General features: G+C 36.6%; 24 protein-coding genes. 14 read left to right on the top strand and 10 right to left on the bottom strand.

Annotated features, from left to right (window positions below; genetic code table 11):
- Positions 1-72 precede the first annotated feature (72 nt).
- Positions 73-429, top strand: coding sequence for a DUF1516 family protein (locus JOC83_RS07260; protein ID WP_239583396.1), 357 nt, complete (start codon positions 73-75; stop codon positions 427-429).
- Between the two features lie 25 nt (positions 430-454).
- Here JOC83_RS07260 and JOC83_RS07255 read toward each other — a convergent pair whose 3' ends face one another.
- Positions 455-1015 carry a DUF2777 domain-containing protein gene (locus JOC83_RS07255; protein ID WP_205185780.1) on the bottom strand — a complete coding sequence of 187 codons (561 nt, stop codon included), beginning with the start codon at positions 1013-1015 and terminating at the stop codon, positions 455-457.
- Between the two features lie 186 nt (positions 1016-1201).
- Between JOC83_RS07255 and asnB the strand changes: the two genes are divergently transcribed.
- The 4 genes from asnB to JOC83_RS07235 all read left to right on the top strand — a co-directional run bounded on the left by asnB (position 1202) and on the right by JOC83_RS07235 (position 7266).
- Positions 1202-3049, top strand: coding sequence for an asparagine synthase (glutamine-hydrolyzing) (gene asnB / locus JOC83_RS07250; RefSeq protein WP_205185778.1), 1848 nt, complete (start codon positions 1202-1204; stop codon positions 3047-3049).
- Between the two features lie 315 nt (positions 3050-3364).
- Positions 3365-4894: a phytoene desaturase family protein gene (locus tag JOC83_RS07245; protein WP_205185776.1), complete on the top strand. Its 1530-nt coding sequence runs from the start codon at positions 3365-3367 to the stop codon at positions 4892-4894.
- On the top strand, positions 4891-6369 hold the full coding sequence (locus JOC83_RS07240) for a phytoene desaturase family protein (protein WP_205185774.1): 1479 nt from the start codon (positions 4891-4893) through the stop codon (positions 6367-6369). The genes JOC83_RS07245 and JOC83_RS07240 overlap by 4 nt, the downstream gene beginning before the upstream one ends.
- A 60-nt stretch (positions 6370-6429) precedes the next feature.
- Positions 6430-7266, top strand: a complete 837-nt coding sequence (locus tag JOC83_RS07235; protein WP_205185772.1) for a phytoene/squalene synthase family protein — start codon at positions 6430-6432, stop codon at positions 7264-7266.
- Positions 7267-7358: 92 nt separating this feature from the next.
- Here the strand turns inward: JOC83_RS07235 and JOC83_RS07230 are convergent, their stop codons facing one another.
- The 3 genes from JOC83_RS07230 to JOC83_RS07220 form a co-directional block, all read right to left on the bottom strand.
- Entirely contained in the window at positions 7359-8738 is a 1380-nt protein-coding gene (locus JOC83_RS07230) for an ammonium transporter (protein ID WP_205185770.1), read from the bottom strand.
- A gap of 45 nt (positions 8739-8783) precedes the next feature.
- Positions 8784-9125 (bottom strand): P-II family nitrogen regulator, encoded by a 342-nt coding sequence (locus JOC83_RS07225; protein ID WP_205185769.1) that lies wholly within the window; start codon positions 9123-9125, stop codon positions 8784-8786.
- A 318-nt stretch (positions 9126-9443) separates the two neighbouring features.
- A complete protein-coding gene (locus tag JOC83_RS07220; protein WP_205185768.1) occupies positions 9444-10796 on the bottom strand; it encodes an MATE family efflux transporter in 1353 nt (450 codons plus the stop codon).
- A 229-nt stretch (positions 10797-11025) separates the two neighbouring features.
- On the opposite strand from JOC83_RS07220, the gene JOC83_RS07215 reads away from it, so the two are divergent.
- Complete coding sequence (locus JOC83_RS07215) at positions 11026-11892, top strand: AraC family transcriptional regulator (protein ID WP_205185767.1); 867 nt, start codon at positions 11026-11028, stop codon at positions 11890-11892.
- Between the two features lie 66 nt (positions 11893-11958).
- On the opposite strand, the gene JOC83_RS07210 is transcribed toward JOC83_RS07215, so the two are convergent.
- Positions 11959-13728 (bottom strand): glycoside hydrolase family 13 protein, encoded by a 1770-nt coding sequence (locus tag JOC83_RS07210; RefSeq protein ID WP_205185766.1) that lies wholly within the window; start codon positions 13726-13728, stop codon positions 11959-11961.
- A gap of 297 nt (positions 13729-14025) precedes the next feature.
- Here JOC83_RS07210 and JOC83_RS07205 point away from each other — a divergent pair, with 297 nt between their 5' ends.
- The 6 genes from JOC83_RS07205 to JOC83_RS07180 all read left to right on the top strand — a co-directional run bounded on the left by JOC83_RS07205 (position 14026) and on the right by JOC83_RS07180 (position 21408).
- Positions 14026-15297: a sugar ABC transporter substrate-binding protein gene (locus JOC83_RS07205; RefSeq protein ID WP_205185765.1), complete on the top strand. Its 1272-nt coding sequence runs from the start codon at positions 14026-14028 to the stop codon at positions 15295-15297.
- Positions 15298-15430: 133 nt separating this feature from the next.
- Entirely contained in the window at positions 15431-16741 is a 1311-nt protein-coding gene (locus JOC83_RS07200; protein ID WP_205185764.1) for a carbohydrate ABC transporter permease, read from the top strand.
- 2 nt (positions 16742-16743) lie between these two features.
- On the top strand, positions 16744-17586 hold the full coding sequence (locus JOC83_RS07195; RefSeq protein WP_205185763.1) for a sugar ABC transporter permease: 843 nt from the start codon (positions 16744-16746) through the stop codon (positions 17584-17586).
- A 40-nt stretch (positions 17587-17626) separates the two neighbouring features.
- Positions 17627-19162, top strand: a complete 1536-nt coding sequence (locus JOC83_RS07190) for an alpha-amylase family glycosyl hydrolase (RefSeq protein ID WP_205185762.1) — start codon at positions 17627-17629, stop codon at positions 19160-19162.
- Between the two features lie 182 nt (positions 19163-19344).
- Positions 19345-20385 carry a LacI family DNA-binding transcriptional regulator gene (locus JOC83_RS07185; RefSeq protein ID WP_205185761.1) on the top strand — a complete coding sequence of 347 codons (1041 nt, stop codon included), beginning with the start codon at positions 19345-19347 and terminating at the stop codon, positions 20383-20385.
- A gap of 153 nt (positions 20386-20538) precedes the next feature.
- Positions 20539-21408: an SDR family oxidoreductase gene (locus tag JOC83_RS07180; protein ID WP_205185759.1), complete on the top strand. Its 870-nt coding sequence runs from the start codon at positions 20539-20541 to the stop codon at positions 21406-21408.
- 115 nt (positions 21409-21523) lie between these two features.
- On the opposite strand, the gene JOC83_RS07175 is transcribed toward JOC83_RS07180, so the two are convergent.
- The gene (locus JOC83_RS07175) at positions 21524-22015 is read right to left on the bottom strand and encodes a YajQ family cyclic di-GMP-binding protein (RefSeq protein WP_205185757.1); all 492 of its coding nucleotides are present in this window, start codon (positions 22013-22015) and stop codon (positions 21524-21526) included.
- A gap of 277 nt (positions 22016-22292) precedes the next feature.
- Here JOC83_RS07175 and JOC83_RS07170 point away from each other — a divergent pair, with 277 nt between their 5' ends.
- Positions 22293-23150 (top strand): CvfB family protein, encoded by an 858-nt coding sequence (locus JOC83_RS07170; RefSeq protein WP_205186055.1) that lies wholly within the window; start codon positions 22293-22295, stop codon positions 23148-23150.
- 226 nt (positions 23151-23376) lie between these two features.
- Here JOC83_RS07170 and JOC83_RS07165 read toward each other — a convergent pair whose 3' ends face one another.
- Positions 23377-23508 carry a DUF3941 domain-containing protein gene (locus JOC83_RS07165; RefSeq protein ID WP_338038883.1) on the bottom strand — a complete coding sequence of 44 codons (132 nt, stop codon included), beginning with the start codon at positions 23506-23508 and terminating at the stop codon, positions 23377-23379.
- Between the two features lie 55 nt (positions 23509-23563).
- A complete protein-coding gene (locus JOC83_RS07160) occupies positions 23564-24424 on the bottom strand; it encodes a DegV family protein (RefSeq protein WP_205185753.1) in 861 nt (286 codons plus the stop codon).
- Between the two features lie 149 nt (positions 24425-24573).
- Here JOC83_RS07160 and JOC83_RS07155 point away from each other — a divergent pair, with 149 nt between their 5' ends.
- Complete coding sequence (locus JOC83_RS07155) at positions 24574-25419, top strand: YitT family protein (protein WP_378913232.1); 846 nt, start codon at positions 24574-24576, stop codon at positions 25417-25419.
- A 32-nt stretch (positions 25420-25451) separates the two neighbouring features.
- Here the strand turns inward: JOC83_RS07155 and JOC83_RS07150 are convergent, their stop codons facing one another.
- Together JOC83_RS07150 and JOC83_RS07145 are read right to left on the bottom strand one after the other, a co-directional pair.
- Positions 25452-25895: a hypothetical protein gene (locus JOC83_RS07150; protein ID WP_205185751.1), complete on the bottom strand. Its 444-nt coding sequence runs from the start codon at positions 25893-25895 to the stop codon at positions 25452-25454.
- On the bottom strand, positions 25895-26050 hold the full coding sequence (locus JOC83_RS07145) for a hypothetical protein (protein WP_205185749.1): 156 nt from the start codon (positions 26048-26050) through the stop codon (positions 25895-25897). The genes JOC83_RS07150 and JOC83_RS07145 overlap by 1 nt, the downstream gene beginning before the upstream one ends.
- Positions 26051-26169: the final 119 nt, after the last annotated feature.

The raw sequence follows: 26169 nt of genomic DNA, 5'->3' as shown, positions 1-26169 counted from the left end.
TCAGCATTGTCTTTTTCTTGGTAGCTCACAGCCTTTCATGGTATGATACATACTGAAAGGAGGCGATAAGACATGATGTGGGCCATACATTTACACGTAACTTTATGGACGTTATTATTAATTTTATTTGTCGTAAACATCGGTTTATTACGTAGTGGAAAGCTTAAAGGACAAAAAATCGTACATATGATTTTACGTCTTTTCTATATTCTTGTACTATTATCCGGTTTACATTTACTTGGCGCGCTATACCAATTTGCTTCGTTAAACGCCATACTAAAAGGGGTTTTTGGAATTTTAGTTATTGGTGGTATGGAAATGGTACTTGTACGCAGTAAAAAAGGAAAGCGCACAGTTGTAGCATGGAGCTTATTTGCTGCAGCGCTTGTGTTAGTATTCTATTACGGATATGTTGTATTAAGTTACTAAGAAGCTACCAACAACGGTGGCTTTTTTACTTTGTATAAATGTTCATGACTCGCTTTCCGTTGCTCATTGTATATTCAAAACGGTCACTGTGCTCTGTACCTCGACTAAATAAATGATGAACAGAACAAATCGATTCTTCATTATCATAAATTATAAAGTTTACTCCGTTTACATCCTCATGACTAGGTAAGAAAAGTGACGTGTTGTGACAATAGATACAGTCATAAAGCGAGATACCAAGTGAATTTAGTTGAGATGTAAAGGAAGAGAACACGTCTATTGACAGAGATTGAAGTAGTTCTTCATATGCATGTTGTAGCTTTTTTCTAACTCGCAGTTGATCTCCATCTCGCAGCATATACGTATCACCGTTCAATTTTAAGACGTTATCACTTATGAACATAGCTTTTTGCCACGTGTTTTTCACATGAATTTCTAAAGAATCATTGACGATATCGTTTAACATCGATGCCTCATCACTATCTTCTTCAAAAAATACCCATTGAGAATCAATGCATTCTATAATCCCTGTCGTATGACAGCGTTCTTGACCGTTGAAAATGTCTAATTTTGATTCATACTTCATTTTAAAAACCTCCGATGTAAAAAAATATCCACATCTCTTTATTACCTAAAATAACGACATTTATAACGCTTACATTGTGAATTTACTATGTAATAAAAGAGAGGACAAATCAACGAGCCCGGGTTCCATGCATACAATGTGATTATTGCACCTATAGCCACGTTTAAAAGAAAGGATGATAGAAATATGTGTGGAATAACAGGCTGGGCTGATTTTAATCGGTCACTATTAACTGAACAAGCAACTGTTGAAAAAATGGCTGAAACATTAACGAAAAGAGGACCAGACGATACAAATGTATGGGCAGATCAACATGTTGCTTTCGGACATAAGCGCCTTGTTGTGGTGGATCCAGAAGGCGGAAAGCAACCGATGCAACGAAAAAAAGAAGAGAGTACGTATACAATTTGCTATAACGGTGAGCTTTACAATACGGAGGATATCCGCAAAGAGTTGCTAAAACGTGGCTATACTTTTCAAGGCCACTCTGATACAGAAGTGTTACTCACATCTTATATCGAATGGAAAGAAACGTGTATTGAATATTTAAATGGAATCTTTGCATTTGCAATTTGGGATGAAAGTGAGCAGAAGTTATTTATTGTTAGAGATCGTCTAGGTGTTAAGCCTCTTTTTTATCATGCATATCGAGGAGGGATTCAATTCGGTTCCGAATTGAAAGCTCTCTTAGCACACCCTGATATAAAAGCGGAAGTGGGGTTAGATGGGCTTGCGGAAGTATTTGGGTTAGGTCCATCTCGCTCTCCAGGGCATGGGGTGTTCAAAGGAATCGATGAGCTTCGGCCTGCTCATGCATTAACTTTTAGCCGTGAAGGATTGAAGGTGTGGCGTTATTGGAACGTAGAGAGTAAAGAACATACAGAATCACTAGAGGAAACAACGGAGCACGTTCGCTTTCTATTAAAAGATTCGATTGTCCGACAACTAGTGTCTGATGTACCTGTTTGTACGTTTTTATCAGGAGGAGTTGACTCTAGCGCGATTACAGCGATTGCAGCTAACTCATTTAAAGCAGAAGGAAAAGGGCGTCTTCATACGTATTCAATCGATTATGAAGACAATGATAAATTTTTTAAGGCGAATGAATTTCAACCAAACTCAGATGTCACTTATATTCACAAAATGTCAAAAGAATTTGAGACCATTCATCATCGGTGTGTGATTCCGACTGAGGATCTTGCTCATTACTTAACCGAATCAGTACTTGTGCGCGACCTTCCAGGGATGGCTGATATTGATTCATCACTCTTATGGTTTTGTCGTGAAATTAAAAAAGATTTCGTTGTTGGTTTATCTGGAGAATGTGCAGATGAAATCTTTGGGGGTTATCCTTGGTTTCACCGCAAGCATGATTTAGCGTCAGATGCATTTCCTTGGATGCGCTCGGTTGACGCTCGCGTTGATTTATTACAAGATTCATGGAAACAAAAGCTAAATTTAAAAGAGTACGTGCATGCTCGATATGAAGAAACTGTGAGGGAAACACCTTTATTAGATGGAGAATCTGTAGAAGACACACAAAGACGAAAGTTATTTTATTTGAACATGATTTGGTTTATGACAACGTTGCTTGATCGTAAAGACAGAATGAGTATGGGAGCTAGTTTAGAAGTGCGCGTACCATTTGCTGATCATCGATTAGTTGAATATGCGTGGAATATCCCTTGGACAATGAAAACGGTTGGTAACCAAGAGAAAGGAATTTTACGAAAAGCATTAGAGGGTACTCTTCCACACGATGTATTGTATCGGAAAAAAAGCCCGTATCCAAAAACACATAATCCAGCCTATACAAAAGCGGTGAAAAGTTGGTTGGAAAGTATTTTACAAGACCGAACAACTCCTTTATATGACTTTTTCGATAAACAAAAGCTAGATAATATTGTGAAATCTGAAGGGGAAGACTTCAAAGTACCGTGGTTTGGACAATTGATGACGGGCCCGCAGCTTTTGGCTCACCTAGCCCAGATTCATGTATGGTTTAAAGAGTATGGTATCCAAATAAAAGAGTAGTGCAAAAAGTCACGCTCTCTTATAAGTTTAGAAATGGATTTCCTTTTCAAGAGGGAGATTTTAAAAGTGGGATGTTCCCTTTTAAAATCTCCCTCTTCTTCATTTCAATTCCATAAATAGGGGGATGAGAAGAAGATGCCATAAATAGCAAGGTTTAGCTAACAAAGGATATATCTAAGAAGTTTGTACATAAAATGATAGAAAGAATCGTCATCTTTCAATAAATAATCAAAAAGTATATTTTTATTGTCATTTCATCATAACATTTGTATAATGTTTGTATAATATTTGTATAACTTGATTAGGGGGAATATCATGCGCAAGCGTGTGACTGTAATTGGAGCTGGTCCAGGAGGATTGGCGGCTGCAATGTTGTTAGCTAGCCACGGGTATGAAATAGATGTATATGAAAAGCAACCGTATGTTGGCGGGAGAAACTCTGCAATTAAAATAGATGGCTATACATTTGATATGGGGCCAACCTTTTTAAGTATGCCGCACATTGTAGAAGAGATGTTTGAAGCAGCGGGCAGAAATGCGCATGACTACCTAGAATTAAAAAGGTTAACCAGGATGTATGAGCTAGTTTTTCATGATAAAAAAGTTAATATGACAGATGATGCAGTAGAGATGAAAAAAGAAATTGAACGGCATTTTCCAGGTAACGGAAAAGGATATGAGCGTTTTATGAGTGATACGGCTGTAAAAATGGACGCTCTTACACCATTACTGCAAAGTCAAATGGATCGTTATTATCATTATTTACGTCCTTCTGTTTTTCGTGCATTGCCTCATTTATCACTTGGTAAAAGCTTATATGATGTATTAAGCACATATTTTTCCGCAGAACAATTAAAACTTGCCTTTACATTTCAGTCAAAGTATTTAGGAATGTCTCCTTGGGAATGTCCGGGTGCTTTTTCAATCTTGTCTTATATGGAGCACGCATATGGCGTTTATCATCCAATTGGTGGAGTCAATCAGCTTTCTGAAGCAATGGCTCAAGTAGTGAAAGAATATGGTGGACGTATACATCTTAATAACGGTGTGAAGAAGTTATGGATAGAAGCTCAAAAAGTAAAAGGAATTGTACTAGAGAGTGGAGAAAAAGTCCCCGCTGATGATGTTGTCATTAACGGAGATTTTGCTCATGCAATGACAAATCTAGTAGATGAAGGAATCCTGAAAAAATATGAAAAAAAGAAACTAGAGAATAAAAAGTATTCGTGCTCCACTTTTATGATTTATCTAGGTGTGAATAAACAATACGACTTACCTCATCATACGATTATCTTTGCAGATGATTATAAGAAAAATGTAGAAGAGATTACTAAAACGTTAACGTTACCAGAAGACCCGTCTATTTATATTCAAAATGCTAGTGTAACAGATCCAACTTTAGCGCCAGCAGGAAAATCAGCGCTCTATATTTTAGCTCCTGTGCCGAATAATTTTAGTGAAATCGAGTGGGATGACATCAAGGACGAATTTAAGAAGTTAGTCTTAAAGACGGTAAAAGAGAGAACAGAATTCAAAGATATTGAAGACCATATTGAGGTTGAACGTATTCTTTCTCCAAAGCAATGGGAAGAGGACATTTATGTCTATAAAGGTGCGACATTTAATTTAGGACATCAGCTTTCTCAAATGATGGTACTGCGCCCACATAATCGTTTTGAAGAGTTGGAGCACTGCTGGCTTGTAGGTGGAGGTACTCACCCAGGTAGTGGCTTGCCAACAATTTTGGAATCAGCAAGAATCACAACAAAAGCGATATTGAAGAGAGATGCAAAATCGTTTAATCAACCTATTCAAACAACAACTAAATTGGAGCGAGTGTTATGAAAGTAGCTATTGTAGGCGGAGGAATTGGTGGGTTAGTTACGGCTTTATTGTTAACTAAACAGGGCATTGAGGTAGAAATCTTTGAAAAAGAAGAAAAGCTAGGTGGACGACTTGCTTTTACAACACATGAAGATTACAGAATTGATGAAGGACCAACAATCGTTTTACTTCCGCATATGCTGCAAGAGATTTTAGCGGAAGCGGGCATTTCTTCTTCTCAGTATGAACTCATTAAATGTGATCCGTTGTACACGATTAACTATTTAGATGGTACCACATATACAAAACATGGTTCCTTAGAAAAGCAATTAGAAGAGATTAAGCAGGTGTTTCCTGGAGAAGAAACCAATTTTTCACGGTTTATGACTGAAATGAAAGCTAACTTTGCTTTAGGAAATCAAGCTTTTTTACAAAAAACATTTGCTAAAAAGCGAGATTTTTGGACGTGGAACAATTTAAAAGTGCTAAGTAAGCTAAATGCTCATCAGTCTGTAAATAAATACGTTTCTTCTCATTTTAAAGATGAACGGTTAGAGCAAGCCTACTCATTACAATCTCTTTATATTGGTGGAAATCCTTACACATCACCAGCTATTTATTCGCTTGTGCCTTATAGTGAACATGAACACGGAATTTATTATGTAAAAGGTGGATATGCCAGCTTAGTAGAAGTAATTGAAGAAGAGCTTCAAAAGCGTCGCGTAACTATTCACCTTAACTGTAAAGTAGAAGAAATTTGTTTTGAAGACTCTAAAGCGACTGGACTAATTGCCAACCAGAATAAGTATTTAGCAGATGCTGTAGTGTTAAATGGTGACTTTCCTTTAATGGCAAATCTAGCGAAGCAAAAAGAGAAAAAATATACACCTTCTTCTAGTTGTTTACTCTTATATTTTGGTTTGAAGAAACGTTATACGCACGGAAATGTTCATCAATTTTTTATGGGGGATTCCTTTAAAGAGCATATGAATCAAGTCTTTACTACAAAGGAACTACCGAATGATCCAGCTGTTTATACATTTTATCCATCATTATTAGATGAGACACTCGCACCAGAAGGGAAAAGTGTTCTGTATACGCTTATTCCAGTTCCATCGGGTGATCATATTGATTGGGAAAATCAAAACGAATTCATTGAAAAGATGATTGATCAAATAGAGAAAAGGGCATTTCCAGGACTTAGACAAGAGATAGAGTGGATGAAAGTACGTACCCCAAGTGATGCACGTAATTTTGGATTATACGAGGGAGGAAGTTTTGGTATTGCTCCAGAACTGTTTCAATCAGGGGTGTTTCGTCCTCAATATCGTCCATATGAATATGAAAACGTATTTGCAGTGGGTGCATCCATTCATCCAGGAGGCGGTGTGCCAATCGTGATGCAAGGAGCGAAACTATTAGCTAATCACTTAATTGAAGAGAAGAATAAGCATGTAGGAAAAGAACAGCTGACGGTAGATGGGGCTGTCTCATAAATAAAGAATGAAAGATTACGATTATAAAAGAATGCTATATGCAAGGAGGGAGAAAAATAGATGGCTAATTTGTTAGATGATGCTTATAGGTATTGTGAACAGATTATTGCTACCCATTCAAAAACATTTTATAAAGCCTTTTCTCTGTTACCACATGAAAAGCGAAAAGCCGTTTGGGCCGTATATGCTTTTTGCCGAAAAGTAGATGACATTGTAGATGAAGGGCTTAATCCAATTGCAGAACTAGAAGCGTTTGAAAAGCAATTTGAAGACTTTAAAAAGAAAGCAGTCCATCTTGAAGACCCGATGTGGGTTGCATTGCATGATGTATTTATTCGCTTTGATATGAATGTAAAGGCATTTGATGACATGATTAAAGGTCAGCGGATGGATTTAACAAAGAAAGAATATGACACGATACATGAAGTGAAATATTATTCTTATCATGTAGCGAGTACAGTAGGTTTAATGTTGTTACCAATTTTAGCTCCAGAGCACCATAAGATGTTAGAAGAAGATGCAATTGCTCTTGGAATTGCGATGCAGCTAACGAATATTTTGAGAGATGTTGGAGAAGACTTGCAACGTGAGCGAATTTATCTTCCGAAAGAGTTAATGAATCATTATGGATATACAAGAGAGATGATGCAGGAGAAGGTTGTAAATAAACCGTTTGTTCAGTTGTGGGAGCATTTGGCACAAGAAGCAGAAGGATTGTACGAAAAGGGATTAAGTACCCTTCATTACTATCCTCTTTCATCTCGCATGCCGCTAAAAGGAGCAGCATATCTATACCGAGCAATCTTAGATAAAATTCGAAAAGAAGAGTATCAAGTATTTGATACAAAACATTATGTAACGAATGAGCAGAAGCAACAAATCATCGCGTCTATATAAAATCAAAGCCTATGAAGGCCTCTTATTAAGAGGCCTTCATAGGCTTTAAATAGGTCTAAACAAAAAGCACTGCGAGTAGCAGTGCTTTTTGTTTAGAGTGATTGTTTTGCTTTACTTACGTTTCCTACATTGTTAAGTCGATCAATTAGACCTAGACCGAACTCTGGTGATGGGTCGCTATTTCCTTGTGATAATAAGTTTTCACGAAGCTCATAAGCTGCAGAACCATGTTCAGCAAAGTCAAGTCCTGAAATCTCTTCTTCACGAGAAACGCGAATTGAAGAAAAGCGAGTTAAGATAAAGAGAAAGATTCCAACTGTTCCCATTGTCCATACCATAACAGCTCCTACTCCGATAGCTTGAATGCCTAGCAAGCTCGCTCCACCGCCATAGAATAATCCATTTGCTGTATCGAAAAGACCTACAGCTAACGTTCCCCAAATTCCAACTACACCATGTACAGAAATAGCTCCAACTGGATCATCTAGCTTTAATATGCTGTCGAAGAACTGAACAGCTTCTACTAAGATAACACCTGCAATTAAGCCAATAATTAAAGCGCCAATGATAGATACATTTGCTGTTCCGGCTGTAATTCCAACTAGCCCAGCAAGTGCACCATTTAACGTTAAACTCGCATCAATTCGTTTATAGCGAAGAAGTGTGTATAGTGCTGATGAAATGACACCACATGAAGCAGACATGAGAGTAGTAGCAATGACACTTGGAACAAGCTCTGGATCTGCTGCCAATGTACTTCCACCGTTAAAGCCAAACCAACCGAACCAAAGAATGAATACACCTAGTGCGCCAAGAGGAATGTTATGTCCAGGAATGACGTTTACTTTTCCGTTTTTATATTTTCCAATACGAGCTCCTAAGAAACTAACAGCAACAACAGCACCTAGCGCGCCTGTTAAATGAACGACAGTCGAACCAGCAAAATCAACAAATCCTAGCTCAGATAACCAGCCTCCGCCCCAAACCCAATGACCAACCACTGGATAAATGAAAGCTGTCATGACGACTGTTAAAAAGATGTAGCTAGAAAGCTTCATTCGTTCAGCTACCGCTCCAGAGATAATCGTTGCACACGTTGCAGCGAATACTACTTGGAAAACAAAGAATCCAATTTGATCATTATGACCATTTAGAAGAAAGCCATCTGTTCCAATAAAGCCGCCTCCTGAGGAACCGAACATGATACCATATCCAACTACAAAATAAAGGACAGAAGCGATTGAGACAGTAAGCATATTTTTCATTAAGATATTTAGTGCATTTTTAGAACGTGTAAATCCTGTCTCGACCATTGCAAATCCAGCATGCATGAAGAAAACTAAGAATGCAGCGATCATCACCCACATCATATCAAGAGACGCACTTACCGTTTCGACTGTTTGAGGAGCTGCGTTAGCGCTTGTTGCACTAAACAACCCAAGTGTTAATAGAGCACCAATTTTCTTTTTCATATCTTTCATCCTTTCTATTGTTTATTCATTTATTTACTTACTTGTTTATAAAATAGCTTGCAACCCAGATTCTCCTGTACGAATACGAATAGCATCTTCAACTGTATAAACAAAAATCTTTCCATCTCCAATTTGATCAGTGGCACATGTTGATTGAATGATTTTTATAATTTCATCAACGTGTTCCGCTTCAACGACCATTTCAACCTTTACCTTTGGCACTAGCTTAATCTCAAAACTTCTTCCGCGAAACAATCCTTGTTGTCCTTTCTGTTGTCCGCACCCTGCGACTTCTGAAACCGTTAAACCGTTAATTCCTACTTCTTCGAGTTTTTCACGTAATGATTGGAACTTTTCTGGACGAATAATCGCTTCAACCTTTTTCATTTGCCATCCCCCTCGAACTTAAATGTAAGGTTTTATTACATGATATGTTATGTTTAATATCATATGATGAATTTTCAGAAATTTCAAGAGGAATTTACAATAAAATCGCCTATTTTTCGATAAAAATAAAGAAAACGCTTTCAATTTTAGTGAATAAAAAAACATCAATGTCAGAACTTCTTACATTGATGTTGCGAATTAAAAGAAGGTGTGAATAAAGAGGTGAGGAAGGAGAAAAGCTCCTTTTCTAACAGAAAAATAAAAAAGAACCAGTGGCTTTTGAAAGGGCGCACAACTGGCTCTTTTTGTCGTAATAAGTTATGCCGTTCTAGGAACAAATGACTTTTGTTCCCACACTTTGGAACGCCAGCGCCAAAGCATGATGAGGCCTCGTAGCCATTCATCAACAATGAAGGCAACCCATACGCCAGCTAATCCTAGGCCAAACACAACTCCTAATAAGTAAGAGATTGTGACAGCGATCCCCCACATTGATAAGATACCTATATATGTAGGAAACTTAACATCGCCGGCTGCTCGTAAGCTGTTGATGATAACTAAATTAAAGGCTCTTCCTGGCTCTAAGATAATGGTTAGTAGAATAAGCGTACTGCCCACAGCAATAATTTCTGGGTTAGATGTGAAAATGGTTAACAATGGCTTTGAGAAAAATGAAAACATAATAGCCATACATGTAGAGATGAAAAGAGAGAGTCGCAAGCTTTTTAAGCAACGCTCATACGCTTCGTCTAACTTTCCAGCTCCGATAAGATGACCAATTAGAATTTGAGTTCCTTGACTAATGGCCACACTAAATAAAAAGATAAACATCATCAGATTTTGTGCATATACTTTTGTCGTTAACGCTTCCGTTCCCATTAATGTAATGAAGTACGTAATTGCCATTTGAGATGTATTGTACGATAAATGCTCTCCAGCTGAGGGGATGCCAATTCTCAATAAGTTTTTTAAATGGACGCTTGGTAATTTATAAAATGATGAAAAAGGTAATTTTTCATCAATTCGTTTGAATAAAATCACGACAATGATCATCAAACCAATAAAGCGGCTAATGACTGTTGAATAGGCAACACCTTCTACGCCTAATACCGGAAAACCGAATGGACCAAAAATAACAAAGTAATTTCCTATAATATTTAAGATATTCATACCAATCGTCACGTACATAGTATCTTTTGTGAAGCTATAGCTACGTAAGGTTGCTCCAATTGTCATGATAATAGCTTGAATTAATGAAAGACCACCAACAACTTGTAAGTAAATCGTTGCTTCTCCCATTAATTCATTTGGTAAATCCATTATTCTAAGCAATGACTTAGAAAATAAGTAAACAATTAAACTTAAAGCAGCTCCGAATAGAACATTTGCTATTATAGATATAACTACCACTTCAGAAGCTTCTTTCCGTTTCTTTGCCCCTAGTTGCTGAGCGACAATAATGGAGCTACCTGTTGCAACAAAGCCAAACATAACAATAATAATATAAAGAATCTGGTTTGCAACTCCAACAGCAGCTACTGAGTTATCTGAGTATTGACTTAGCATAAGTGTATCTGCATTTCCCATTAACATATGGAGAAAAATTTCAATGAAGATAGGCCAAGTTAATGTAAAGAGAGCCATTTTTTTATGTTCTTTTAATGTACTCATATGTTTCTCCTTTTGACAAATCCGACATACAAACTAGTAATATAGTAAAGGTTTTTTGTTATAATAAAAAGAGATAAAAACGATAACTATTGAACAAATCCGACATAAATATTTTACACCTAATCATGTAATATCTACTTTCGAGGATAGAATTGTGAGCGATAGGTAGATCTTTGAGGTTATAGAAGATGTTTATGTATCATAGCTTAACGAAGTAGGTGATCAATAGATGATGGTGACCTTTAAGTTACCACCGTTTCCAACATTTATTATCGGGGGGACGCATACGTTTTTAAAGGGAAAGAAGCATTTTAAAAGAACGTATACCGTGTTTGACTTGTTATATGTCAAAAGAGGGACGTTGTATATGTCGGAAAATGAGATGGAGTATAAGGTGAATGAAGGAGAATATATTCTATTATCTCCGGGCTTAGAGCACTATGGGCATAAAGGGTGTGACGAGCGTACAGACGTCATTTGGTTTCATTTTTCAGTAGAAGGCTCTTTTTCATATGAAACGAATGCCTCTCTTCAATGGAGGGATTTATTTCAAAAAGAAGGAACATTTACTGAGCCTGCACAATTTATATTTCAAATTCCTACATATGGTCGCTTTGATAATCGAGCAATTATGGAGCAGAAGCTAGATGAATTAGTCCATTTAAATGAATATGGTTCAGTTGAAAATAAATTACAACAACAAATGATTTTTCAAGAAATTCTTATTATTCTTCAAAAAGAAGCGTTGGCTATTCCAACTGCAGCTGAGCGAGTGTGTGATAAGTATATCGCGTATATTCGCGCCCATTTCAAAGAAGATCTTTCTGTTCAAGAAGTTGCGCTAAAGCTACATTATCATCCAGATTACATCGCGAGAAGTATGAAAAAAACAATGGGAGTTGGACCTGTTGAGTATCTACAACAGTATCGAATTTCTCAATCAAAAATCTTGTTGGCAACAACAGATATGAAAATAAAAGAAGTAGCTGAGAAAGTGGGGATACAAGATGATACGTATTTCTCACGGTTGTTTAGAAAAAAAGAAGGGGTTTCTCCTAATAGATATAGAAGGTTTGTACATCGAAGTGAAGGATAAAAAGTTCAATCAAATAAAGAAGCTATTTTAACTTAGAGACTTCTGAGTTAAAATAGCTTCTTTGTTTTAAAGTTGGTACGCGTGTTCAACCTTTAAAACTTCAAATCCGAATCCATCTAATTGGACGTTTACTTCAGATGAATTAGCTGCGAATTGTTCACCGGTCATCGCATTTGTTAGAACTTTATTTTGTAGATCCATTGGTAAACAAATGGAAATGGCCTCCGATTGGTTGTTTAATGCGAAAATGAATGTTTCGTTTTCGTTAGACTTCGTATACAAAAGACCATGTTCAGTTTCAAAGAATGTAATATTGCCGTGATTGCCGAAAGTTTGATGCTTTTTACGTAAGGAAATTAGTTGTTTTGTAAAATGAAGTAGCTCTTGATTTTGCTGGTCTTCATCCCAAATCATACATTTACGGCAGCCAGGATCTGGTCCTCCGGTCATACCAATTTCGTCACCGTAATAAATACAAGGAGTTCCAATAAACGAAAGCTGGAATAGAAAGAGTAATTTTTCTCTATCAGTCGATTCATTGCAAACTGTTAGCGTACGAGGTGTGTCATGACTACCTAGTAAGTTAAAAGCTACTTCATTAACATTAACAGGGTAAGAAGAAAGTACGTGTTGAATTTCTTCAATAAACTCTTTTGTTGAAATTTTATCTTTTGCAAAATAGTTTAAAGCAGCAGTTGTGAATGGATAGTTCATAACTGCATCGAATTGATCTCCTTGTAACCAAGGCATTGAATCATGCCAGATTTCACCTAAAATGTACACGTCATCTTTTATGCTCTTGACCGCTTTTCTAAAATCACGCCAAAATGCATGATCAATTTCATTTGCTACGTCTAAGCGCCAGCCATCAATGTCAAACTCCTCAACCCAGTACTTCCCAACTTCTAGAAGGTAATTGCGCAATTCTTCATTCTCTGTATTCAACTTTGGCATACTTGGAACAAAAGCGAACGTATCGTAGTTTGGAATTGGCTCTTCTTTTAAAGGAAATTCTCGAATGTGAAACCAATCTTTATATGGTGACTGTTCTCCATTCTTCAAGACGTCTTGAAATTCAGGAAAGTAATATCCACTATGATTAAACACAGCATCTAGCATTACTTTTATGTCACGCTTATGACATTCTTTCACAAGTCGTTTAAAGGTTTCTTTGTCGCCAAACTGTGGATCAATTTCCATGTAGTCGATTGTATCGTATTTGTGATTTGAATATGCTTTAAAAATAGGAGTAAAGTAGATGCCGTTAATACCTAAATCTGATAAGTAGTCTAAGTGCTCGATAACTCCTTGAAAGTCACCTCCAAAGAAATTTGTTGGAGTAGGGGCAGTGCTACCCCATTCTAAAGCGCCCTCAGGATTCAATGATGAGTCTCCGTTTGCGAAACGTTCAGGAAAGATTTGATACCAAATCGTATCCTTTACCCAAGCTGGTGCACGGAATACATCAGCATTATTCAAAAATGGAAAGCAAAAATAATAAGCCGTATCATCTGTAGGAGGTGTATCAAAAAAACCTTTTTCTCCATATATAATGGTTTCTTCTTCGTTTGCTAGTTTAAATCCATATCGCATACGACGGAATGTAGGAGGAACTTCAGCGAACCAGTAATCGAATAATTGGTCTGTTTCTTTCTTTGACATCGTTACTTCTGAATATTGCCATGATTGGTTTTCAAAGTGGTAAGGATCACCACAAATGAGGGTAACAGATGTGGCATCATTCTTTTTTGTGCGCAAGCGAATGTGTAATGTTTTTTCATCATAAGCATATGCATAATTATTTTTAGGACGATGATAAATAGCCTCTTTTAACATATAGTTAGCTCCTTTTTATGAAAACGATTGCACTTTATTTAATTTATATAAAGAGTAGAAAAATCATGTTGCTTTGTCAAGTGCTATCATTTATGTAAGCGTTAAGAAGATAGAAAATTAGACCAATAGAAAAATTTTAAAAAAGTAGTTGTCAAATGATTGTTTATAGGTATAATAGAGTTATAGAAAGTGCAAACGTTTTCACTAAAAATGAAAGCGTTATATTTATCAAGGATGCGCAAACGTTTGTACAGAACAATATTATAGAAAAATATTAACATTGACGGAGGGGTCATAATGAAGAAAGCGTTATCAGTATTAATGACTTCAGCACTAACAGTTGGGATGTTAGCCGCTTGCGGTCCACAGGATGAAGAAACAAGTACATCACCAGCTTCTGGTAATGGAGAAGAAAAGCCAGAAAAGCTAGTGGTTTGGGAAGATAAAGATAAAGGTCCAGCATTAGATTATGCGATTAAAAGCTTTGAAAAAGAGCATGGTATCAAAGTTGAGTACAAAGAAGTAGAAACAACAAAAATTCAAGAGCAGTTAGCATTAGATGGTCCAGCTGGTACAGCTCCAGACGTTGTAACTATTCCACATGACAACATTGGACCAGCAGTTACAAAAGGTTTACTTACAGAGTTAACAACAATTTCTGATGAATCAACATCTCGTTTCAGTGAGTCATCATTAGATGCCATGACATTTGATGGTAAGCTTTATGGATTACCAAAAGCAACTGAAACGCCAGTATTCATCTATAACAAAGCATTAATGTCAGAAGCTCCAGCAACAATGGACGAGCTTAAAACATTTGCAACAGATTTCACTAAAGGTGGCAACTACGGTTTCTTAGCATTACTTGATAACTACTACTTTGCACACGGTTTCCTAAACGGTTATGGTTCTTATGTATTTGGTGAAAAAGACGGTTCATTTGATACGGCTGACTTAGGTGTTAATAGTGCTGAAGCAATTGAAGCAGTTGACTACATTAGCACTTGGTACAAAGATAAGTTATTACCAAACGGTATTATCGGTGAAAATGGTGGTAGTGCATTAGATGGATTATTTAACGAAGGAAAAGTTGCTTCTGTTATGAACGGTCCATGGGCATTCCAAGGCTATACAGCAGCTGGTATTGAAATTGGTGCAGCACCAATGCCAACGTTACCAAACGGTGAGCCAGTGAAAACATTCATGGGTGTAAAAGGTTGGAACGTAACATCATTCTCTACTAACAAAGAGTGGGCTGAAAAATTCATTGATCATATTACAAGCGATGAAAATGCGAAAAAACGCTTTGAGTTAACACAAGAAATTCCGCCAAACACAGCATTACTTGAAGATCCAATCATTAAAGATAATGAGTTAGCTTCTGCGGTTGCTTTACAATCTCAAAATGCAGTACCAATGCCTTCAATTCCTGAAATGTCAGAAGTTTGGGCTCCAATGCAAAGTGCAATTCAAACAGTTATTACTGGTAAAGCTGATTCTAAGAAAGCATTAGATCAAGCTCGCGGTACAATTGAAGAAAACATTAAAGCAAACCACGGTGGAAAATAAGCCGAGTTACATGAAGAAGTACCTCTAAGACAATTAGAGGTACTCTTTCATCAATAATGGCGCAAACGTTTGCATAAAAACACAAATCTATTCAATCACTTCGGTTATTTAGAATGAAAGGGAGAGGCCAAAAATGGAGCTAAAACATGCTGGAAATCAGCCAGAGCAAACATTGCAAGGTAGCAACCATCGTAAAGTGGCGTTAGGCTTATCCATAATCCCTGGGTTAGGTCAGTTGTATAATCGTCAAATTTTAAAAGGAATGCTGTTTCTTCTACTTACAATTTCCTTCGTTGTTGTGTTTAAAGATTTCTTAAATATTGGGTTATGGGGGCTTGTCACTTTAGGTGAAAAATTACCACGTGACCACTCAATTTTCTTGCTAGTTTACGGAATTTTATCGGTTATTCTATTGGTTTTTGCACTCGGTTTTTATGTGTTTAACTTATACGATGCATACAAAAACGGTGAAAAACGTGATTTAGGTTTACGCTTAAGTACAGTAAAAGAACAATATCATAACGTATTAGATAGTGGTTTTCCATATTTAATGATTTCACCAGGATTTGTTCTTCTTGTATTCGTTGTTATTTTCCCGATTTTATTCGTAGTATTACTTGCATTTACAAACTATGATTTATATCATTCACCACCAGCCAAACTTGTAGACTGGGTAGGATTAAAGAACTTTATTGATATCGCAACGGTGCCAATTTGGCGTGAAACATTCATTAGTGTATTTGCGTGGACGTTAATTTGGACATTTGGTGCAACAACACTTCAAGTAGCACTAGGTATTTTTCTAGCAATCTTAATTAACCAAAAAGATTTAAAAGGTAAAGCATTTATTCGTACCGTTTTCATTCTACCTTGGGCAGTACCAGGATTCGTGTCAATTCTTGTATTTGCAGGGATGTTTAACGAAACATTTGGAGCAATCAATAATGACATTCTCGCTTTCTTCGGAATTGAAGGTGTGAAATGGATGACTGAGCCTTTATGGAGTCGAATTGCACTTATTATGATCCAAACGTGGTTAGGATTCCCATTCATTTTTGCAATGACAACAGGTGTGCTGCAATCTATTCCAGATGAATTATATGAAGCAGCAACAGTAGATGGAGCAACAGCGATTCAAAAGTTCTCTAAAATTACGTTACCACTTGTGTTATTTGCAACGGCTCCAATCTTAATTACGCAATATACGTTTAACTTTAATAACTTCAACGTTATTTACTTATTCAACTCAGGTGGACCTGCAGTATCTGGACAAACAGCTGGAAGTACAGATATTTTAATCTCATGGATTTACAGTCTAACAATGACTTCTCAGCAGTATGGAAAAGCTGCAGCCATTACAATGATTCTATCATTAATCGTTATTACAGTAGCTTTATGGCAGTTTAAACGTACAAAATCATTCCAAGAAGAGGATATGATGTAACTATGAGTATAAAAACACAAAAAACCATTCGTTTAACATTATCATACGCAGTTATCCTAGTGATGTTTGCCATCATTTTATACCCAATTCTTTGGATCGTTGGTTCTTCATTAAATCCAGGAGATAGTTTATCCGGGTCTAGCATGATTCCAGAAAACGCAACATTCAAGCATTATGCAGCGTTATTTGATACAAGCCAAAGTAACTATTTAATTTGGTATGCAAATTCGTTGAAAATTAGTATTTTAACGATGATTTTCTCACTTATTTTAGTTAGCTTAACGGCTTATTCATTTTCTCGTTATCGTTTTATTGGAAGAAAAAATGGATTATTAACATTCTTAATCTTACAGATGATTCCAAACTTTGCGGCGTTAATCGCAATCTTCGTATTAGCGACTGTCACAAAATTAGTTGATACACACCTTGGATTAATCTTGATCTATGTAGGTGGAGCAATCCCAATGAATACATGGTTAATGAAAGGGTATTTAGATACGATTCCAAAAGAGCTAGATGAGTCAGCGAAAATGGATGGAGCAGGTCACTTACGTATCTTCTTCCAAATCGTTATGCCACTAGCGAAACCAATCATTGCGGTTATTGCATTGTTCACATTTACGGCTCCATTTGGAGATTTCATTTTAGCAAAAGTGTTACTTCGTTCAGCAGAGAATTACACACTAGCTGTTGGTCTATACGACATGATTTCCAAGCAATTCGGTAATCAGTTTACAGCGTTCGCTGCAGGATCTGTATTAATTGCTGTTCCAATCGCTCTATTATTCTTAGCTTGTCAAAAATACTTTATTTCAGGTTTGACGGCTGGAGGTACGAAGGGATAATCTAGGAGAGGTAAATAATTTGTTAAAGGAGGAGAATACGGTGAGAGGTAAACGAGTGTTGGCTCTGTTGCTACTCCCGTTTCTTCTTTTTTACAGCCTCCCTGTGCAGGCCGTTGAAAAAGAAGATCGAACGTGGCAAGATGAAATGATTTATTTTATTATGGTTGATCGTTTTAACAATGGAAATTTTAAGAATGATTTTCAGGTCAATATGAACGATCCGAAAGCGTATCATGGTGGTGACATTGAAGGGGTCACAAATAAGCTCGATTATATAAAGGATATGGGGTTTACGGCTATTTGGTTAACACCAATCTTTAAAAATGAAGAAAAAGGATATCATGGTTATTGGACAGAAGATTTCTATGAAGTAGAAGAACACTTTGGAACAAAAGAAGATGTGAAAAAGTTAGTAGAAGAAGCACATAAACGTGATATAAAAGTCATTTTAGACTTTGTGGTGAATCATGTGGGCTACAATCACCCATGGTCGAAAGATGCTGAAAAAGCAGATTGGTTTCATGAGCAAAAAGAGATTGCTAATTGGGATAGTCAAGAAGAAGTAGAAAATGGATGGATTTACGGTCTTCCAGATTTAAATCAAGAAAATCCTGACGTGGAAAATTATCTTATTGATGTTGCAAAATGGTGGATTCAGGAAACCGATATTGATGGCTATCGCCTTGATACGGTTAAGCATGTTCCGAAAGAGTTTTGGAACGAGTTTTCAAAAGAAGTAAAAAGTGTCAAGAAAGACTTCTTTTTATTAGGAGAGGTTTGGCATAACGACCCACGCTACATTTCTCAATATAAGGAAGCAGGCATTGATGCATTTGTTGATTTTCCGCTTTATGAACAAGTGTCTACTACTTTTAGTAAAGTAGATCAGTCACAACAAAATCCATACGATGTTTGGAAGCGTAATCAAGCTTACTATGAAAACCCTTATCTATTAGGAACATTTATTGATAGTCACGACACAGTGCGATTTACAAGAAAAGCGTTACAAAATAAGCAACATCCAGGAACACGTACAAAGCAAGCGCTCTCATACTTATATACTTCTCCAGGAATTCCAATTGTTTATTACGGTACCGAAATTGCATTAGATGGAGGGGAAGACCCTGATAACCGACGACTAATGGATTTCCGAACAGATAAAGAAGTGATTGATTATGTTAAGAACCTGGCTCAGCTAAGAGCTGAATTACCATCTTTAACGAGAGGAACATTTGATGTACTCTATGAAAAAGGCGGAATGGCACTTTATCAACGAACGTATAAAGATGAAACAACTCTTGTAGCCATTAATAACACATCTTCTACACAGGTAGTAGACTTAGAGGGAGATATGTTTGGTGAAGACAAGCAATTAAAAGGGCTGCTAGAAGAAGATATCATTCGACCAGTAGACGGACAATATAAAGTAGCGCTTGACCGTGAGAAGACAAATGTATATGTTGTAACAGATAAAAAAGGACTTAATACTCCTTATATTGTGGCACTTGTTGTTGTATATGTAGCGTTTGGTCTCTTCTTATTTCTTGCTCGCAAGCGTCGTAAAAAGTCTTCATAAATAAGTAATCAATTCTTCATTCCGTGACATATAAAGTATCACGGAGTTAGAAGAAATGAATCCGTTTACATCGGAAGAGAGTTAGAGAAGAAAGACCGGATAAATTGTATGAAAATAGTAAGTGAAACCGTTAAAAAACATGGTATGATTATAGCGGCAACGTAGGGAGAGGGGGACTAGTTATGGGGGTTACAATCAAAGATGTGGCGAGTCTAGCAAATGTTGCGCCTTCAACGGTATCGAGGGTAATTGCAAACAGCTCTCGCATTAGTGAAAAGACAAAAAAACGAGTACGTTCAGCAATGGAGGAGCTTGGTTATCATCCCAATATTATTGCACGTAGTTTAGCGAATAAATCAACACAAGCAATCGGCCTTGTGATGCCAAGTTCTGCAGATAAAGTGTTTCAAAATCCATTCTTTCCTGAAGTACTAAGAGGAATTAGCACAGGTGCTCATGAGAAAAAGCAAGCGCTATACATGTCAACAGGAGAAACAGAAGAAGAAATTTTTCAAGAAGTTGTCCAAATGGTGCAAGGTAGACGAGTAGATGGCTTAATTCTTCTTTATTCAAAAGTAGATGATCAAGTTCTCACGTATCTGCAAGAACGTGATATTCCCTTTGTTGTAGTCGGAAAGCCTTATAAAGATAATGATTGTATTACTTACGTAGACAATGACAATTTCGGTGCAGGACGCGAAGCAACGGAATATTTAATTAATCTTGGACATGAGAACATTGCATTTATCGGTGGAAGTCTGCAACTCGTAGTAACCATTGATCGGTTAACAGGCTATGATAAAGCCATTCAAAATGCAGGATTAACGTATCGTGATGAGTATGTGGTACATGAGGAGTTTTTACAACGCGGTGGTAAAGAAGCTGTTTATGAGCTTATGTCATTAAAAGATCGACCAACTGCTCTTGTTGTAGCTGATGACTTAATGGCATTAGGGGTGTTAAATACATTGGATGAAATGAACATCTCGGTTCCAGAAGACATCTCAGTTATTAGCTTCAATAATGTGTTAATTTCAGAATTAGCTAGACCGGCTTTAACATCAGTCAATATTAATATCTTTGAGCTTGGCTATCAAGCTATCCGTAGTTTAATTGATCAAATTGAAAGTCCGTATCACATTGTGAAACAAATTCGCATTCCACATGAAATTGTTGAACGACAATCTTGTAAGCGCATTAATAAAAAAAGTGTCACTTCGTAAATAGAGAACGTTACTAAAAATCCAGCTCGTCAACTGCAGTTGACGAGCTGGATTTTTAATTGGGTTTTGTTTTTAGAAAATAAGAGTAGGGTATACGTGTACAGAGTGAAGCCATAATAACAGGTGAGATTAGTTGAAAGAGGAGTGAATCGCATGAGTAATCAAAATCAACAGCAACAAACATTTCCACCTCAACATCAAAATAAACAACCTGGTGTGGAATCGGAAATGAATCCAAAGCCAACTTCAATGAGTAATACGTATAAAGGAAGCGGAAAATTAGAGAACAAAGTGGCAATTATTACAGGAGGAGATAGCGGAATTGGTCGAGCAGTAGCGTATCATTATGCAAAAGAAGGCGCAAATGTAGTTGTGACGTATCTAGACGAACAGAGTGATGCAGAGGAAACAAAACGACAAGTACAAAGCCTAGGAGCACAATGCTTGCTTCTTGCAGGTGATATTGGTGAAGAATCCTTTTGTCATGAAATTGTTGAAAAGACGATCCAACAATTTGGTAAAGTTGATATTTTAGTAAACAATGCAGCAGAACAACACCCGCAGGAGAGTATCTTACAAATCTCAGCCGAGCAGCTACAAAAAACGTTTCAAACAAACGTATTTTCATTCTTTTACTTAACAAAAGCGGTTCTTCCTCATCTTCAATCAGGGAGTTCAATTATTAATACAGCATCTGTTACAGCTTATCAAGGGAACGAGCAGTTAATTGACTATTCATCAACAAAAGGAGCCATTGTTGCGTTTACACGTTCGCTTTCTAAGTCATTAGTTGGACAAGGGATTCGTGTGAATGGCGTTGCTCCTGGTCCTATTTGGACGCCACTTATTCCGTCTACCTTCTCAAGTGAAAAAGTAGCCACATTTGGTGCGAATACCCCAATGAAACGTGCAGGTCAACCAAATGAAGTAGCGACAAGCTATGTATTTTTAGCAAGTGATGAAGCTGCTTATATAACAGGGCAGATGATTCATGTGAACGGTGGGACACCGGTTAATGGGTAAATTATTTAGTCGAAAAATAGGACATGACAGTAGAACCAGTCATGTCCTATTTTTATCACCCTTTAACTAAAGATGAAAGGGTTCAAAGGAATGTTGAATCCTTTGTTGCAATCCATTAACGGTAATTAATGAATTGAACTTCAATTGGTAAGTCTAGCTCTCGAACACCCGCGATAATGGCTTGAAGATCATCACGACTTTTGGCAGTTACACGTACTTGGTCATCTTGAACTTGACTCTTCACTTTTAACTTACTGTTTTTAATCATTGTATTAATCTGTTTCGCGTTGTCTTTATCAATTCCTTGCACAAGCTTGCCACGCTGACGTACCGTACCACCCGATGCATTTTCTACTTTTCCATATGAAATGTTCTTTGTTGGAACTCCGCGCTTGATTAGTTTAGAAATGAGTACATCTTTCAATTGTTCAAGTTTAAATTCATCGTCTGAAATAAGCACAAGCTCTTCCTTATCAAGTGAGATATCACTTTTACTTCCTTTGAAGTCATAACGAGTCTTGATTTCTTTTAAAGCAATTGTAATTCCGTTCTTTACTTCTTCTAAATCTACTTTTGATACAATATCAAATGAACTTTCTTTTGCCATTGTATAACCTCCGATATGTAAAATTTTCTTGCTTTCATTATAGACAAATTTAAAACACTCTACAACTGATGTTGAATAGAAGTCAACAAATTGATACAATACAAGTTATGGCTTTTATTTCATTATGTACATTCATATAGTGAAATAACAGTAATGAAAGCTGGTTATAATGATTATGGTTATAGATGAAGAGGAATGTTAAAAATAAAAATTACATTTTAATAGTAATGAGAAAGAGAAGAGACGTTACTTGAAAAGAAAGGATTCGATTATAACAATGGTGAAAGCTGGTTACAAAGAGCGTTTAAAAGTGGTACGACAAACACCAATCGGTTATATGTTAAGTGGAGGATTTGAAGAAGAAATATTGCTTCATCAAAATGAAGTTACAAAAGAATTAGAAGAAGGCGAAGAAGTAGAAGTATTTCTTTATATGGACCAACGAGGTCGCTCGACGGCTACGATGCATATTCCATTTATTGAAGAAGGAACGTATGAATGGCTCGAAGTGGTAGATGTTGATCCGAAAATTGGTGTGTTCGTGTATATGGGCATTAACAAAGATTTATTCATTGGAGAGACAGATTTACCCCCTCTGAAAAGCTTATGGCCAAAAAAAGGTGATAAACTTTACTGCACAATGAAAGTAACAACTAGCGGGAAGATGTATGGAAAAATAGCAACAGAAGAAATCATGAAAACATTAAAAGTAGATGCGCCAAAAACATTATTTAATCGTGAAATCGAAGGACGTATTTATCGCGTGTTACGAGTAGGATCTTCATTTATTACAGAAGAAGGCTATTTAGGATTCATTCATGAATCACAGCGTAAAGAAGAGCCTAATTTAGGGGCACTTGTTACGGCGCGTGTCATTGATGTAAAAGAGGATGGAACAATCAATTTATCATTAATTCCTCGAAAACAAGATAGCATGGATGAAGATGCGAATGAAATTTATGCTTATATGGAAGAGCGTGGTGGAGCGATGCCGTTTTGGGACAAGAGTTATCCAGAAGACATTCGTTCACGCTTTAATATGAGTAAAGCTTCATTCAAACGAGCACTTGGTAAGCTAATGAAAGATGGGAAAGTGTACCAAGAAGAAGGATGGACGTATTTTAAAAGAGACTAATTTTGAATTTGATTAATAAGTAAGTAAAAAAGCCCTGTCACCTTATCTATTTTTCACTAGATAAAGTGACAGGGTTCTTTTTAAGTTTGTCTCATAGTAACAGAAAAAATAACTTACAAGCAACATGCCTTGTCCATCTATTCATCCATTTTACTGAATTTCATAGGCAAGGCGGTTTGTAACCATTCTCAAATGAGACGATTGTTGCTCCGTTTGAGAATGGTTTTTATAAATGGTCGACTTCTTTAGAGTATGAGTGCTGTCCAGCTTGCTGGCTTTTTTGCTCTTGCATGTTCTTTTTTTCATGTCTTGCTTGATTGTCTTTTGCTTTTTTATCGTTATCACTTGTTTTTGCCACGTTGATACACTCCTTTTTTATGTGTGTATCCATATGTTACCCTTGTTATAGTTGATTATGCGATAACATCTTCTAGGAAAAATAACGCAATTGTACCGGGGCCTGCATGAGAACCAACCGCTGCACCAATTTGATTGATAATAAACGATGTACAACCAAACTTTTCTTGAATCATGTCTTTCAGCTGCAGAGCGGTTTCTTCATCGTCACCGTGACTAATGGCAATGGTTTGATCTTTAAAATTTGAACCTCTCTCTTCCATTAGCTCTAGCATACGCTTTAGCACTTTTTTACGTCCTCGTATTTTTTCAATTGGAATTAGCTTTCCATCTTCTACATGAAGGAGTGGTTTAATATTTAGTAGTCCTCCTACAAATGCAGACGCTTTACTCACACGACCGCCTTGTGCAAGGAAATCTAAATCATCAACGGTAAAAATATGCTGCATAGTTGAAGCGTATTTTTTTATTTGCTGACATGTATCTTCAAAGGATAGAGATTTATTTAAAAGCTGTGTAGCGTAATGAACAACGAGTCCTTGACCGAGCGAGGCACACTTTGTATCGATGATTGAAAACTGAAAATCAGGGTATTCAGCTAGTAGATCTTCTCTCATTAGCATAGCCGTTTGATACGTACCAGATAGTTCTGAGGAAAAAGCGATGTAAATACATGAATCTCCAGACTTCGCTACTTCTTCAAAGGCCTCATATAAGGCAGTTGGTGAAGCTTGTGATGTTTTAGGCATGGCACCGTTTCTAATTGCTTCGTATACTTCTTTTGGTTGAATCGTTTCTAGATCTAGGTATTCTTTATCGTTTAAATGAACTCGTAGAGGAATACATGTGACATTTTGTTTATGAAAAAACTCTAACGGTAAATCGCTAGCACTATCAGTTAAAATTTTAATTGACATACAAACACCTTCCTATTACATTAACATGTGGATATGAATAGTTTATAAGTAGTTCACAAAAAACACAATTTTTCTGTATAACTTCTTTTTTATTCATCCAAAACGAACATACTAAATGACATAGATTTTAAAAGCAGGAGGTGTATTTGGTGATCATTTGGTTAGAAGTGAAGAAATTTGCGATTGTTATTTTTGGTGCATTATTAAATGCAATTGCGCTAAACTTATTTTTAATTCCAGCTAACGTGTACGCTAGTGGATTTACCGGTATAGCACAGTTAATATCGACTACTTTAACACAATATACTCCTTTTTCTATTTCGACGGGAATTTTATTATTCCTTTTAAACATTCCTGTAACAATTTTAGGGTGGAAGAAGGTAGGGAAGTCTTTTACGGTTTATAGCTTTGTCAGTGTTGCTGCAACCACCATCTTTTTAGAATTAATACCGATTTATCGCATGTCTCAAGATATTTTGTTAAATGCGGTGTTCGGTGGGGTAATAGCGGCAATTGGGGTTGGACTAACGTTAAAATGGGGAGCTTCCACAGGTGGATTAGACATTGTTGCAATGGTTCTATCACGTATGAAAGACAAACCAGTTGGTACATATTTCTTTTTGTTAAATGCTGTTATTATTACAACAGCTGGGTTGTTATATGGAGGAGAAAAAGCTCTTTATACAATGGTAACGTTATATGCATCCACTCGTGTAATTGATGCAATTCATACAAGACATGAAAAATTAACAGCAATGATTGTAACAAAGAAAGCGGCTGATTTAAAACAAGCTATTCACTCCAAGTTGGTTCGGGGAATTACTACCGTGCCTGCTAAAGGTGCGTTTACTAACGAAGAAAAAGAAATGATGATTATCGTTATTACACGCTATGAATTGTTTGATTTAGAGCAAATTATTAAAGAAGTTGATCCAAATGCGTTCACAAATATTGTTCAAACGACAGGAATATTTGGTTTCTTTCGCAAAGATTAAAAAAATCACGGGAATTCCCGTGATTTTTTTAATTAAAATTTGCGTTCAATTTCTTGTGCCAGCTCTTCTACTTGTGCTTTTTCTTCAGGATTCGCTTGATTTTCTGTGAAATTTAAAATGTCTTCAGCAATTTGCATTTGTCCTTGTCCTTGTTCATTTTGATGAACATGTTCACTCATTTGAGCACCTTGCTTCTCTGTTCCGTAAGCATGATTTAATGAGTGATTCAATTGTTTTAATTGTTGTTGCTCTTTTGGAGAAGCACTAGCCATTGCTGCTGTTAACATTTTGTTAGACATATCAAGCTGTCCGTTATGATTTTTTGCAGAATCATGATGATCTTTATGATTTGCCTTTTTATCATGCACATGTTCAAAAGAGCCCATTTCTTCTCGGTGTTCTTTTGAAGATTGAGTAACTGCATCTGTTAAACGTGCTACTGCACCTTTTGCTTGTTCAAAAAAAGATTTTCTCATTATTGTTGTCCTCCATGAGGAGAAGAATGGATATGTTGAGCTTTAATAGCCTCAGCTTCTGATAAAGTCATGTGATAAGGAAAACGTTCATCATGTAATTGAACCGCGTCAGCACCTTGCTTCACAAAACGTTTTGATTTATTGCTTCTACCCATAGTTAGTTCCTCCTCAAATATAAAAAGAATCGACACAATAAGTTGTGTCGATTATAGTATTTGTCACTTTCTCATTTGTCATCGTACTAAAATTTTACCTGCATTGAGTAGCGATGGAG

Source organism: Priestia iocasae (assembly GCF_016909075.1).
GTDB classification, from domain to species: Bacteria; Bacillota; Bacilli; order Bacillales; family Bacillaceae_H; genus Priestia; species Priestia iocasae.
Note: the sequence above shows the minus strand (reverse complement) of the source record. Positions and strands in the feature narration are given on the sequence as shown.